The following is a 12,866-nucleotide window of genomic DNA, read 5'->3' on the forward strand; positions in this document are numbered from 1 at the left end:
CCCCGACCGCCGCCGCAGGCGCTCGCCATTTGAGGATGTAGACTCTGCCGACTCTGCCATCATGAATTTCCACCGCGACCCTGCCGACTCTGCCGACTCCGCCACACCGTTTTTTTAGTCGGCGCCCGGCGGCCGCCCCGGCCTTAAAACCAGCCCGATCTGTGGTATAAGCCGCGCCTCCCGCCACCCAAGGATGCAGCCTTGAGCCTCACGCTCGACCTTTCTCGCACGTCAGCGACCGCCCCGGCGGCCCCCGTCAACCTATCCGGTCTGACGCGCGGCGAACTGCGTCAGGCGCTGATCGACGCCGGGGTCTGCCCGCCCGAAAAGGCGAAGATGCGGGCCTCGCAGGTGTGGGGCTGGATCCACCACTACGGCGTCACCGACTTCGCGGCGATGACCAATGTGGCGAAGGACATGCAGGCGAAACTGGCCGAGGCCTTCACCCTCGCCCGCCCCGAGATCGTCGAGCGCCAGGTGTCGAAGGACGGCACCCGCAAATGGCTGATCCGCACCGCCCCGGGCATCGAGATCGAGACCGTCTACATCCCCGACGTCGGCCGCGCCGGCGCCCTGTGCGTGTCGTCGCAGGTCGGCTGCACCCTCAACTGCACCTTCTGCCACACCGGCACCCAGAAGCTGGTCCGCAACCTGACCGCCGCCGAGATCGTGGCCCAGGTCCAGGTCGCCCGCGACGACCTCGGCGAGTGGCCGTCGCCCAAGGAAGACCGCCGCTTGTCGAACATCGTCTTCATGGGCATGGGCGAGCCGCTCTACAATCTGGACCATGTGTCGAACGCCATCGACATCATCTCCGACAACGAGGGCATCGCCCTGTCCCGCCGCCGGATCACGGTTTCGACCTCGGGCGTCGTCCCTCAGCTCGACGCGCTAGGAACCCGCACCCAGGCCATGCTGGCGATCTCCCTGCACGCCACCAACGACGCCCTGCGCGACGTGCTGGTGCCGCTGAACAAGAAGTACAATCTCGAACAGCTGCTGGCGGCGATCCGGGCCTATCCGGGCCTGTCCAACGCCCGCCGGGTGACCTTCGAATACGTCATGCTCAAGGGCGTCAACGACAGCCCCGAAGAGGCCCGCGCCCTGCTCAGGCTGATCGAGGGCATCCCGGCCAAGGTCAATCTTATCCCGTTCAATCCCTGGCCGGGCACCGACTACGAATGCTCGGACTGGAAGACCATCGAGCGCTTCGCGGCCATCCTCAACAAGGCCGGCTACGCCTCGCCGATCCGCACCCCTCGCGGCCGCGACATCCTCGCCGCCTGCGGCCAGCTCAAGTCCGAAAGCGAAAAGGTCCGGGCCAGCGTCCGCCGCGCCGAACAGACCGCCGCCGCCGGAACCGTCGAAGCGGCCTGACGGAGGCCCGGTCCGGCTTCAGGCGGCGCGACGCGCGATAGCCCTCAAAGTCCTGCCGTAACAATTCCTCACCAAGTGTGGCGCTGACGCGCTTGCGGATTAGGGCGGGATTGGGGCACAGCCTTGCTGTGTCAGCCGCCCGGACCGCCATGGAATCCCCGACTCTCGCCGCCGTGCTCGAAAGCCCCGAGGTTCAGGCCTTCGCCACGGGCTTTCCCACCACCGTGCTCCATCTGTCGGTGACGCTGGGCCTGCTGATCGCCGGCGCGGTGATCTACGCCATGCTGACGCCGTGGAAGGAGATCGGGCTGATCCGCGAGGGCAACGCCGCCGCCTCGGTGGCCTTCGCCGGCGTGCTGGTCGGCCTCGCCATCCCGCTGGCGGTCAGCCTCAGCGTCTCCACCTCGGTGCGCGACATCCTGATCTGGGGCGTGGCCACGGTGGTGCTCCAGCTGCTGGTGTTCCGAACCGTCGACCTGCTGCTCACCGGCCTGCCCCAGCGCATCCGCGAAGGCGAGGTCTCGGCCGCCGTCCTGCTGGTCGGGGCCAAGCTGGCGACCGCGGTCATCCTCGCCGCCGCCCTGACCGGCTGAACCGATGGCGCGTCCGCCCGACTGGGTCGTCTACGTCATCGTCCTCGCCGCCCTGATCGGCCTGTCGCTGGGCCAGCGCGAGAACGCCGACGCTCCGCCGGCCCCGCCGCCGCCGGACGAGATGGAAGGCGCCCTGCTCGGGCCGGTCACCCCCTTCGACCCCGCCGTCACTGTCAACGCCCCGGACATCCCGTTCCAGCCGTCCTCCGGCACCGCCTTCTCGATCGCCCGCGAGGGCCGCTGGGTCACCGCCCGCCATGTCGTCGAAGGTTGCCGGCGTCCGGCCATCCTGGTCGGCGGCGGCCGCGCCGTCGCCGCCGACGTCCGCCTCGCCCCCCGAGCCGACATCGCCGTGCTGCAGACCGCCGGGGGGCCGGCGGCCCTGCCGCTGGCCGTGACCGAACCCCTGCGCAAGGGCCAGCGGGCCTTCCATCCCGGCTACCCCCAGGGCCGGGCCGGCGAGGTGACTTCTCGCCTGCTCGGCCGCGAGACCCTGCGCGTGCGGGGCCGGGACCAGCGCGACGAACCCGTTCTCGCCTGGGCCGAGGTGGGCCGCACCGACCGCTTGGGCGGCACCCTGTCGGGCCTTTCCGGCGCCCCGGTGCTGGACCGTCAGGGCCGCGCCGTCGGCGTGACCATCGCCGAGAGCCCACGCCGCGGCCGGATCTACACCACCGCCCCCGACACCTTCGCTCCCGCCGTGCGTGGCCTGCAGAAGGCCGATGAGCCCCTCACCGGACGCCGCATCAACATCGAGAACTACGGTCTCGTCGCCGACGAGATGCGCCGCGACCTCCGCGTCGCCCAGGTCGTCTGCCTGTCGGCCTGAGGCCTACCGCAGCGTCGCCGAGTCCAGGTTCAGCTCGGTCAGGGGAACGACCTCCAGGTCCGGGTATTTGGCCCGCAGCGCCTCGAGGAAGACCGAAGCGTCGCCGACGATGACGAGGCTGGCGCCGGCGGCCGGCAGGTGGCCGGCGAAGGCCGCCTCGATCTGCTCCGGCGTGACCGCCCGGACCTTGCCGGCGTAGGCCGCCAGCTCGCTCATCGGCAGATCATACAGGGCCAGGTTGGCGATGAAGCCGCCGAGGCCGTCAACGGTCTCCAGCGAGCGGCCGAAGCCGCCGATCATCACCGCCCGCCGCGGCGACAGTTCGCTCTCGGGAATGCGTTCCGAACCCATGCGGCCAAGCTCCTCGAGGATGAGCGCGGCGACATCGGGCACGGCGTCGTTGCGGGTCTGGGCGCTGGCGGTGAACAGGCCCTCGTCCGCCCGGGCGCCCAGCGACGACCCGGCGCCGTAGCTGAGCCCGCGCTTGATCCGCACTTCCTGGTTCAGGCGCGAGGAATAGCCGCCGCCCAGCAGGGTGTTGCCCAGCGCCAGCGGGAAATAGTCGGCGTCGGTGCGCGACACGCCGCGCGCGGCGACCACGACCGCGGCCTGGCCCGCGCCGGGCTGGTCGATGACCACCACCCGGGGCGCCAGCGCAGCGCCGGCCGGATCATCCGCCCGCGCTGCGGCCGCGTCGTTTCCGCGCCAGTCGCCGAAGGCCTGTTCCGCCAGGGTCCGGGCCTGCTCCGGAGTGATCGCGCCCGAGAAGACGAGGGTCGCGTCGGCCGGCGAGAAGCGGTCGCGGTGGAAGGCGACCACATCCTCGCGCGTCAGGGTCGGGACCGAGGTGATCGTGCCCGAGCCCGGTGCGCCGTAGGGGGCGGCGCCGTAGATGACCCGGCCGACCGATTGCGAGGCGATCTGGCCCGGTTGGCTCAGGGCCACGCGCAGGCCGTCCAGCGTCTGCGACTGCTGGCGCTCCAGCTCCTCGGCGGCGAAGGCCGGGTTGCGCACCACATCGGCCATCAGGGCCAGGGTCTGCGGGAAGACCTCGGCGGGCGCATTGGCGTAGACATTGGTGAAGTCCACCCCGGCGCCGGCGCCGACCGTGGCGCCCAGACCCTCGATCTCGGCGGCGATCTGCGGCGCTGTGCGGGTGGCGGTGCCCTGGGTCAGCAGGCCGGCCGTCATGGTGGCCAGACCCGGTTTGCCGCCGTCATCACGCGTGCCGGCGTCGAAGCCGAGGCGGGCGGAGATCAGCGGCACGCCTTCGGTCGGCGCGACCAGAACGCGCAGGCCGTTGGCCAGACGGAAGTCGGCGACGGCGGGCGTGGCCGGAGAGACCTCGGGTCCCGGCGCCGGGATGGCGGCGCGCTGACCCTCGGGCAGGAGCACGGTCGGCTCACCGACCGGGGCCAGGTCGGCCACGTTGACCGGGGCGTCGACGTTGGTGTTCGCCTCGGTGGGCGGATTGGCCTCGTCGGCCGGCAGGTAGCGCATGGTGATCATGCGCTGCTCGGTCAGATAGCGGCGGGCCACCCGCTGGATGTCGGCGGCGGTGACGGCCCGGAGCGCGGCGACCTCGCGGTCGGCGGCGGCGGCCTCGCCGTCCCACATCAGGGCGAAGCCGAGCGCATTGGCGCGGTCGTCGACGCCCTCGCGCTGCCGCAGCAGGTTGGCGACCAGCTCGTTCCGGGCCTCGGCCAACTCCGCGGCGCTGACCGGCTCATCGCGGAAACGGGCCACCTCGGCGCGCAGGGCGGCGACGCCGGCGTCCGCCGTCTGGCCGTCGGCCATGATGGCGTAGGCGGTCAGATTGCCCGCCTGCTGGGCGAAGTCGGGGCTGGAGCTGGCCTGGGCCGCGATCTGCTGATCATAGACCAGCGACTGGTACAGGCGGCTGCTCTCGCCGGTCGACAGGATGCCGTCCAGCACGGTGAGAGCGGCGCGATCCGGGTGGCCGTAGGGCACGGTCGGCCAGGCCAGCATCACCGCCGGCAGCGGCACGTTGGCGCCGTAGAAGGTCGCCTCGCGCGGGCCTGTCGGCTCAGGCTCGCTGACGTTGTTGGCCGGCAGGGGCGTGTCCGGGTTGGTCAAGCCGGCGAAATACTGCTCGATCCAGCCGTCCAGCTGCGCCTGATCGAAATTGCCGGCGACGATCAGCACGGCGTTGTCGGGCCGGTAGTAGGTGGCGTGGAAGCGGCGCACGTCTTCGATCGTGGCGGCGTTCAACTCCTCGATCGAGCCGATGCCGGGGCGCCGGTAGGGATGGTCCTGATAGATGGTCTGGGGCGCGAACAGGCCGAAGAAGCGGCCGTAGGGATTGGCCAGATAGCTCTGGCGGTACTCTTCCTTCACGACGTCCCGCTCCGAGGCGAAGACGTCGGCGTCAACGACCAGCGAACCCATCCGGTCAGCCTCGGCGAAGATCAGCCGCTCCAGATGATTGGCGGGCACCACCTCGTAGTAGTTGGTGAAGTCGTCCCAGGTGGAGGCGTTGTTGAACCCGCCGACGTCCTCGGTCAGCCGGTCGAAGGTCTCGGTCGGCATGTTCTCGGTGGATTTGAACATCAGATGTTCGAACAGGTGGGCGAAGCCCGAACGGCCGGCCGGATCATCCTTGGAGCCGACCCGATACCAGACCTGGACCGTCACATTGGAGGTCGAGGCATCCCGGAGGGTGAAGACCTTCAGGCCGTTCGGCAGTACGCACTCGCGGAAGCCCAGCGGCGGAACCTCGCCCGGCGCGACGTCAGCGGCGGCCGGGACCGGTTCGCAGCTCAGGGCCGATGCGGCGGCGGGGGCCTGCACCGGCGGCGCATCGACGGTGGCGCAGGCGGCGACACCCATCAGCAGGGCGGAGATCGAGGCGGCGGCGAACAGGCGGGACTTCATGGGATCGGCTCCGGACGCCCGGGACGGCGGGCGAGGGCGACCCTATCAGGGCGAAAAGCGGGCGCACCTTACGGAGTCGTAATGCGAGGGCTCAGTCGAGCCGCAGCGCCTCGGCCAGCAGTTTCGCCTCGGCCGCGCGACTGGAGCCACTGCGCCAGGCGACGACGATCTCGCGGCGCGGCGCCCTGGCCGAGATGTGGCGCACGACCACGCCCGGCATGTCGGCGAGCCCCGCGCGCACCGCCATCTCGGGCAGGAAGCTGACGCCCAGTCCCGACGACACCATCTGTACGAGGGTGTGCAGCGAGGTGGCCGCAAACACGTCGTCCCCCTTCGGGGGGTCGATGTCGAAGGCGGCGAGCGCCTGATCACGCAGGCAGTGACCGTCCTCCAGCAGGATCAGGTCCTCTGCCTTCAGCGACCCCGGCGGGATCGGTCCCGTGCCGGCGAGGGCGTGGCCGACCGGCGCCGCCGCCAGGATTTCGTCATCGCCGATGCGGGCGTGGTCGATGCCATGAGCGGAATAGGGAAGGGCGATCACCGCCGCGTCGAGCTGCCCCGCCTTCAGGGCCGCCACCAGACGGGGCGTCAGATCCTCGCGAATGAACAGCCGCAGGGCCGGATAGGCGTCTTTCAGCGCGGGCAGCTTAGCCGGCAGCAAAAAGGGGGCGACAGTCGGGATCACGCCAAGGCGGAACCGGCCGGACAGCGGCTTGCCGGCGTTTCTCGCCGCCTCCACCAGATCCTCCGTCCGCGCCAGCACATCTTCCGCCCGCCGCACGGCCTCGGCGCCCACGGCGGTCAACTGGACATTACCCCGGGTGCGCTCGACCACGGCCGCGCCGAGAATTTTCTCGAGCTCCTGCACCCCGGCCGACAGAGCCGGCTGGCTGACATGGGCCGCCTCGGCGGCCCGGCTGAACGAGGCGTGCTCGGCGAGGAGCTTGAGATAGTGGAGTTGGCGCAGGGTCGGGAGCATCGGCGCAGATAGGCCGTCATTATCCGCAAATCAAAGCCAATCGACGCAGGCTATCGACATGGACCAAACCAGCGCATCCGGCAGGCCATCATCGCCGTCTCGCCCAGCCGCTCGACCAGCCGCCAATTGACCACCGCCCCGACCGGCGCCCCGACCACCGGGATCAGCTGGGCCAGCTTGGCCAGATCGATGTAATCGCGGTACTCGATCTGGAACCGCCGCCAGTCGTAGTCGGTGATCGCGTCCGGCTGGTCGATCCCGGCGACCCATCGCTCCAGTTCCCCCAGGGCCGTGGGCCGTCGTTTGGCGCTGGCGAAGGCGAGGTGAAAGATGTGCAGCAGGAACAGCCGCTCGCGCACCGAGTCGCCGCCCCAGCCGTAGGCGGCGACGACATCACCCAGCATCCGCACCTTGATAGCCATCAGGGCCGGAAAGTCCGCCGCGGCCAGCACGAAGCCGCCGGCGCCCGTCACCCCGCCCTCGACGCTGGCGGTGTTGCGATACGTCCGGATCGCCGCCCGGGCCCGCTGTTCGCGCGCCGCGAGCGATCCGTCGGACACGGGTCGCGCCTGGATCAGGTCGGACCCGAACAAGATGCCTTTCGTCATCGCTTCGACGCCCGAGGTGACGATGGCGTGGACCCGCTCCGGAACGATGCGGTTGATGCGCTCCTGGGTCCCGCGCGTCGCCTTGTCCCACAGGCCGGGCGGTCTCAGAACCCGCGCCCGCCACGCTTCGACCTCGGCCCGCACCGTGGTCTCGTCGACGACCGTGACCAGACCGGACGGCGTGTCCTCGGCGCTGATGATTTCGGGCGGACCGGCCATGGGTTCTCCTGACGTGGCGTCACGGTTGCAGGCCCGCGCGCGCGGGTCTAGACCGCCGCCAACGGTTTCCCTCCTCAACCCAACACTGACCGGCCCCAAGTCGCGCGTCAGCGCGCCAGGCCAAACGGAGAAGCATATGGCTCGCGCGAAAATCGCCCTCATCGGCGCCGGCATGATCGGCGGCACCTTGGCCCATGTGGCGGCGCGCGAGGCGCTGGGCGACATCGTCCTGTTCGACATCGCCGAGGGCACGCCGCAGGGCAAGGCGCTGGACATCGCCGAGGCCACCGCCGTGATCGGCACGGACGTCGCCCTCAAGGGCGCGAACGACTACGCCGATATCGCCGGCGCCGATGTCTGCATCGTCACAGCGGGCGTTCCCCGGAAGCCGGGTATGAGCCGCGACGACCTGATCGGCATCAACCTCAAGGTCATGAAGGCCGTTGGCGAGGGCATCAAGGCCCACGCGCCCAACGCTTTCGTCATCTGCATCACCAACCCGCTCGACGCCATGGTCTGGGCCCTGCAGAAATTCTCGGGCCTGCCCAAGGAGAAGGTCGTCGGCATGGCCGGCGTGCTCGACTCGGCGCGCTTCGCCTATTTCCTCGCCGAAAAGACCGGCGTCTCGGTGCAGGACATCAACGCCTGGACCCTGGGCGGTCACGGCGACGATATGGTGCCGATGGTGCGCCACTCGACCGTCGGCGGCCTGCCCCTGCCCGACGCCGTCGCCGCCGGCTTCATGACCCAGGCCGAGCTCGACGCCATCGTCGACCGCACCCGCAAGGGCGGCGGCGAGATCGTGGCCCTGCTCAAGACCGGTTCGGCCTTCTACGCCCCGGCCGAGAGCGCCATCGCCATGGCCCGCTCCTATCTGCTGGACCAGAAGCGCGTCCTGCCCTGCGCCGTCTGGCTGTCGGGTGAATATGGCCTCAAAGACCTCTACGTCGGCGTGCCGGCCCTGATCGGCGCCGGCGGCGTGGAGAAGGTGATCGAGTTCACCACCAACGACGATGAAAAGGCCATGTTCAAGAAGTCGGTCGAGTCGGTCCAGGGGCTGATCCAGGCCTGCAAGGACATCGACGGCTCGCTCGCCTGACCAAAGCTTAAGCTGACGTCCAGCTTCGCCGGCGCCATGAAGGGCCCGTCACAGATCGACGGGCCCTTATCATGTTCGCAATCCTCGCCGCGACCACCTTGCTGTCCGTCGACCCCGTCGCGGACTGCGAGAGCCGGCTTGTGTCCTACGCCGGCTGGCGCGAGACGCCCGACACCGTCTGGAGACTGGATATTCCGGCTCAGGCCGATGGACGCCTTGTCTACCTCGGCGCGCGCCACGTGCGGGACGCAGCCGATCCGCAGTTCGTGGACATTGAACACGCCTTCCGGGACGCCGCCCCGACGGTGGTCTTCTTCGAAGGTCCGGATCGGGGGGTCGGGGCCGACGGCCCGGGCACAATCGAGACCAGAGGGGAGTCCGGCTACGCCCGTTGGCTGGCGGCGCAGAGCGGCGCGCGCGCCGTATCGCTGGAGCCGTCGCCGCTGGACCAGTTCAACGTCCTCGGTGGCCGGTTTCCGGTCGATCAGATCGAACTATTCTTCGTGCTGCGCGAAGCGGCGCGCCTGCGCGACCGTGAGCATCTGACCCCCGAGGCGCTGGAGAGTGCGGTGGCGACGCTTTTGTCGCGCTTCGCCGGCATGACCGAAGGGACGGGGATGGCGCTTCCTTTCTCGGATCTGGACGGTCTGCGGGCCGCATACAGCCGCCACTGGAGCGACGGATCGGACTGGCGCGCCGCCCCTTCAACCTGGTTCGACCCGGGTGCGGACGATGCGCGGACGGGAGGTCGGTTCATGGCCGCGATCAACGCTGCCTCCAGCGAAGCGAGGGACGTGCACATGTACCGCCTGCTGGCGCGGGCGGCGCGCTCCGGCGAAAGGGTCTTCGCCGTCGTCGGCCGAAATCACGTGCCGATGCAGGCCGAAGCCCTGCGCTGCGCCCTCGCCGTCGACCAGGTTGCGGACCCTCTGCCGCCGCCCTGATCACAGGCTCGGGAGGGACCGTTTCCCGAACCCGGCCCGGCGTCGGTTTCGCTCGCAATTTTCCCGGAAAATCCTATATCTTGTCGGTTCCGGCGCGGATCAGATTCGTGGTCCGGAACCTGACGATTTCGGGCGGCGCCAACGCCGCCCTTTCCGGCCCGATCCGGGCGATGATCCGACCGAATATATGACCGACCAGACTCCGACCGCGCGCAACGTCGATACCGCCGAAGAGGCGGCCTACGGCGCCGATTCCATCAAGGTCCTCAAGGGCCTGGACGCGGTCCGCAAACGGCCCGGCATGTATATCGGCGACACCGACGACGGCTCGGGCCTGCACCACATGGTCTATGAGGTGGTCGACAACGCCATCGACGAGGCTCTGGCCGGTCACGCTGACCTTGTCCAGGTCATCCTCAACGCCGACGGCTCGGTCACCGTCACCGACAACGGTCGCGGCATCCCCACCGACATCCACGAGGGGGAGGGCGTCTCGGCGGCCGAGGTCATCATGACCCAGTTGCACGCCGGCGGTAAGTTTGATCAGAATTCCTACAAGGTCTCCGGCGGCCTGCACGGCGTCGGCGTCTCGGTCGTCAACGCCCTGTCGGACTGGCTGAAGCTGGTCATCTATCGCAATGGCAAGCGTCACGAGATGAAGTTCGAGCGCGGCGACACGGTAGAAAGCCTGCGCGTCACCGGTGACGCCCCCGTGCGCGACAACGGCAAGGTTCTATCCGGCACCGAGGTGACCTTCTTCCCGTCAGTGACGACCTTCTCGCACATCGACTTCGACCTGAAGACGCTTGAGCACCGGCTGCGCGAGCTGGCCTTCCTCAACTCGGGCGTGGTCATCAAGCTGCGCGACAACCGCGGGGCCGAGCCGTTTGAGGAAATCCTGCACTATGAGGGCGGGGTCGAGGCCTTCGTGCGCCATCTCGACAAGTCCAAGACGCCCATCCTGAAAGACGTCATCGTCATCCGCGGCAAGAAGGAGGGGATCGAGATCGATCTCGCCCTGTGGTGGAACGACAGCTACCACGAGACCATGCTGTGCTTCACCAACAACATCCCCCAGCGGGATGGAGGCACCCATTTGTCCGCCTTCCGCGCCAGCCTGACGCGTGTCATGGGCAGTTACATCGACGCCGCCGGCGCGGCCCGCAAGGAAAAGGTCTCGGTTTCTGGCGAGGACGCCCGCGAGGGTCTGACTTGCGTGCTGTCGGTCAAGGTGCCCGATCCGAAATTCAGCTCCCAGACCAAGGACAAACTGGTCTCGTCCGAGGTCCGCCCGGCCGTCGAAGGCCTGTGTTCCGAAGGTCTCTCGACCTGGTTCGAGGAACACCCGGTCGAGGCCAAGCAGGTGGTCGCCAAGATCATCGAGGCCGCCGCCGCCCGCGAGGCGGCCCGCAAGGCCCGCGACCTGACCCGCCGCAAGACGGCGATGGAGATCAGCTCCCTGCCCGGCAAGCTGGCTGATTGTCAGGAACGCGATCCGGCCAAGTCCGAACTGTTCATCGTAGAGGGCGATTCCGCAGGCGGCTCGGCCAAACAGGCCCGCAACCGCGAGAACCAGGCCGTGCTGCCCCTGCGTGGCAAGATCCTCAACGTCGAGCGCGCCCGCTTCGACCGGATGCTCAGTTCGGACCTGATCGGGACCCTGATCCTGGCGTTGGGCACAGGCATCGGCCGCGACGATTTCAACGCCGACAAGCTGCGCTATCACAAGATTATCCTGATGGCCGACGCCGATGTCGATGGCGCCCACATCCGGACTCTGCTGCTGACCTTCTTCTATCGCCAGATGCCCGAATTGATCGAGCGCGGCCACGTCTACATCGCCCAGCCGCCGCTCTACAAAGTCTCAAAGGGCAAGCAGTCGCGCTACCTCAAGGACCAGGCCGAGATGGATTCCTACCTGATCGAGGAGGGGGCGGCCGAGGCCGAGCTGGACCTGCCGAACGGCGAGCGGCGGGTCGGTCTCGATCTGCAGGTGCTGGTGCGCGAGGCCAAGGCGTTCAAGGCCGGCGTCGACCGCCTCAGCCAGCGCGCGCCCGCCTTCGCTATCGAGCAGGCGGCCCTGGCCGGTCTGTTCGATGAGGAACCCGCCGATCCGTCGAAGGCGGCGGCCCGCCTCAACCTCTACGCCGAGGAAGGCGACGGCGACTGGGCCGGTTCGCATGGCGCGCAAGGGGCCGTGGTGTTCGAGCGGGTGCGCCGGGCCGTCACCGAGCGCATCGTTCTGGAAGAGGCCCTGATCCGTTCGCTGGACGCCCGCCGTCTGGCTGAACGTTCGGCGGCTTTCGAGGGGTTGTTCGACAAGCCTGCCGTCTATCGCCGCAAGGACAAGACGGTCACCGTCCGGGGCCCGATGGATCTGCTCGAGGCGGTTCTGGACGCGGGCAAGAAGGGTATCGCCATCCAGCGCTACAAGGGCTTGGGAGAGATGAACCCCGAGCAGCTGTGGGAGACCACGCTGGACGCCAACGCCCGCACCCTGCTGAAGGTGTCCGTCGAACATCAGGAAGACGCTTCGGACCTGTTCGCAAAACTGATGGGCGATGTGGTCGAGCCGCGCCGGGAATTCATCCAGGCCAACGCCCTGGACGCCGCCGTCGACGCCTGACGCCGGTTACGGCCGTCCGGCCTCGATGAAGGCCTGGATCGATGGCCAATGCGGCGGCACGGCGCGGGCGCCGTCGCAGGCGATCGCCTGCAGATACCGGGGCATGGTGTCGGGGCGAACCGCCTCCCATTCCGCGCCCTCCTCGGGATAACGACCCGCCTCCGACCCATCGTGACCGAACTCGGTCACGCCGGCGGTGCGCCAGCGCGACCGGCCGCACTGGAACTGATAGATCTCGATCGAATGGCTGAGGTCTCCGGCATCGCCGGCGCGCGGTACGGTGGCGACCCGGATAGAGGTGACCTCGCCCTCGGTGACGATGCCGTCAACCTCGGCCATGAAGGCGTTGTTCTGGCTTCGCGAAAAGGCCTGCCAAGTGTCGGCGGCGGCGGACCCCGCGACCGCAAGCGCCGCGGTGCCGGCCAGAATGGCGATTCTCATAACGACCTCCCCAGATCAACATCGCCATTGATGCCGCAAGCCGCGCGGTTGGCAAGCTCCGCCGCAGTCAGACCAGGAGGGGAGGAGGAATGGCGCACCCGAGAGGATTCGAACCTCTGACCCCTGCCTTCGGAGGGCAGTACTCTATCCAGCTGAGCTACGGGTGCGTCTGGCGGCGAAAGCCGGGACGAAGGGCCTTACAGCAGGACCGCGCCGCCCTCAATCCCGAATGCGCGACTGAACCCAGGGGCTTTCT

The 12,866-nt window shown here is 68.9% G+C and carries 10 protein-coding genes and 1 tRNA gene; 6 read left to right on the forward strand and 5 right to left on the reverse strand.

Annotated features, from left to right (window positions below; translation table 11 throughout):
* Positions 1–201: 201 nt before the first annotated feature.
* The 3 genes from rlmN to HNQ67_RS06425 all read left to right on the forward strand — a co-directional run bounded on the left by rlmN (position 202) and on the right by HNQ67_RS06425 (position 2,799).
* The gene (gene rlmN / locus HNQ67_RS06415) at positions 202–1,377 is read left to right on the forward strand and encodes a dual-specificity RNA methyltransferase RlmN (RefSeq protein ID WP_183253535.1); all 1,176 of its coding nucleotides are present in this window, start codon (positions 202–204) and stop codon (positions 1,375–1,377) included.
* Positions 1,378–1,526: 149 nt separating this feature from the next.
* Positions 1,527–1,970: a DUF350 domain-containing protein gene (locus tag HNQ67_RS06420; RefSeq protein ID WP_183253538.1), complete on the forward strand. Its 444-nt coding sequence runs from the start codon at positions 1,527–1,529 to the stop codon at positions 1,968–1,970.
* 4 nt (positions 1,971–1,974) lie between these two features.
* Complete coding sequence (locus tag HNQ67_RS06425; RefSeq protein ID WP_183253539.1) at positions 1,975–2,799, forward strand: S1 family peptidase; 825 nt, start codon at positions 1,975–1,977, stop codon at positions 2,797–2,799.
* Positions 2,800–2,802: 3 nt separating this feature from the next.
* Here HNQ67_RS06425 and HNQ67_RS06430 read toward each other — a convergent pair whose 3' ends face one another.
* The 3 genes from HNQ67_RS06430 to HNQ67_RS06440 form a co-directional block, all read right to left on the reverse strand.
* On the reverse strand, positions 2,803–5,694 hold the full coding sequence (locus tag HNQ67_RS06430; protein ID WP_183253542.1) for a M16 family metallopeptidase: 2,892 nt from the start codon (positions 5,692–5,694) through the stop codon (positions 2,803–2,805).
* A 91-nt stretch (positions 5,695–5,785) separates the two neighbouring features.
* On the reverse strand, positions 5,786–6,673 hold the full coding sequence (locus HNQ67_RS06435; RefSeq protein WP_183253544.1) for a hydrogen peroxide-inducible genes activator: 888 nt from the start codon (positions 6,671–6,673) through the stop codon (positions 5,786–5,788).
* Between the two features lie 50 nt (positions 6,674–6,723).
* The gene (locus tag HNQ67_RS06440) at positions 6,724–7,500 is read right to left on the reverse strand and encodes an EcsC family protein (protein WP_183253545.1); all 777 of its coding nucleotides are present in this window, start codon (positions 7,498–7,500) and stop codon (positions 6,724–6,726) included.
* A 136-nt stretch (positions 7,501–7,636) separates the two neighbouring features.
* Between HNQ67_RS06440 and mdh the strand changes: the two genes are divergently transcribed.
* From mdh to gyrB, 3 genes are all read left to right on the forward strand, one after another.
* Positions 7,637–8,599, forward strand: a complete 963-nt coding sequence (mdh, locus tag HNQ67_RS06445) for a malate dehydrogenase (protein WP_183253547.1) — start codon at positions 7,637–7,639, stop codon at positions 8,597–8,599.
* Between the two features lie 71 nt (positions 8,600–8,670).
* On the forward strand, positions 8,671–9,543 hold the full coding sequence (locus tag HNQ67_RS06450) for a hypothetical protein (RefSeq protein ID WP_183253549.1): 873 nt from the start codon (positions 8,671–8,673) through the stop codon (positions 9,541–9,543).
* A 187-nt stretch (positions 9,544–9,730) separates the two neighbouring features.
* Positions 9,731–12,169 (forward strand): DNA topoisomerase (ATP-hydrolyzing) subunit B, encoded by a 2,439-nt coding sequence (gene gyrB / locus HNQ67_RS06455; protein ID WP_183253550.1) that lies wholly within the window; start codon positions 9,731–9,733, stop codon positions 12,167–12,169.
* Between the two features lie 6 nt (positions 12,170–12,175).
* Here the strand turns inward: gyrB and HNQ67_RS06460 are convergent, their stop codons facing one another.
* Both HNQ67_RS06460 and HNQ67_RS06465 read right to left on the reverse strand, forming a co-directional pair.
* Positions 12,176–12,610 (reverse strand): surface-adhesin E family protein, encoded by a 435-nt coding sequence (locus tag HNQ67_RS06460; RefSeq protein ID WP_183253552.1) that lies wholly within the window; start codon positions 12,608–12,610, stop codon positions 12,176–12,178.
* 90 nt (positions 12,611–12,700) lie between these two features.
* Positions 12,701–12,777 (reverse strand) — tRNA-Arg (locus HNQ67_RS06465).
* Positions 12,778–12,866 lie beyond the last annotated feature (89 nt).

The sequence above is a fragment of the Brevundimonas basaltis genome (genome assembly GCF_014202075.1).
Taxonomy (GTDB): Bacteria; Pseudomonadota; Alphaproteobacteria; order Caulobacterales; family Caulobacteraceae; genus Brevundimonas; species Brevundimonas basaltis.

What these genes read in the sequence shown, in the direction of transcription:
- gyrB (WP_183253550.1), top strand. Translation starts at nt 9,731, where the DNA reads ATGACCGACCAGACTCCGACCGCGCGCAACGTCGATACCGCCGAAGAG.
- HNQ67_RS06420 (WP_183253538.1), top strand. Translation starts at nt 1,527, where the DNA reads ATGGAATCCCCGACTCTCGCCGCCGTGCTCGAAAGCCCCGAGGTTCAG.
- mdh (WP_183253547.1), top strand. Translation starts at nt 7,637, where the DNA reads ATGGCTCGCGCGAAAATCGCCCTCATCGGCGCCGGCATGATCGGCGGC.
- HNQ67_RS06430 (WP_183253542.1), bottom strand. Translation starts at nt 5,694, where the DNA reads ATGAAGTCCCGCCTGTTCGCCGCCGCCTCGATCTCCGCCCTGCTGATG.
- HNQ67_RS06460 (WP_183253552.1), bottom strand. Translation starts at nt 12,610, where the DNA reads ATGAGAATCGCCATTCTGGCCGGCACCGCGGCGCTTGCGGTCGCGGGG.
- HNQ67_RS06440 (WP_183253545.1), bottom strand. Translation starts at nt 7,500, where the DNA reads ATGGCCGGTCCGCCCGAAATCATCAGCGCCGAGGACACGCCGTCCGGT.
- HNQ67_RS06435 (WP_183253544.1), bottom strand. Translation starts at nt 6,673, where the DNA reads ATGCTCCCGACCCTGCGCCAACTCCACTATCTCAAGCTCCTCGCCGAG.
- HNQ67_RS06450 (WP_183253549.1), top strand. Translation starts at nt 8,671, where the DNA reads ATGTTCGCAATCCTCGCCGCGACCACCTTGCTGTCCGTCGACCCCGTC.
- HNQ67_RS06425 (WP_183253539.1), top strand. Translation starts at nt 1,975, where the DNA reads ATGGCGCGTCCGCCCGACTGGGTCGTCTACGTCATCGTCCTCGCCGCC.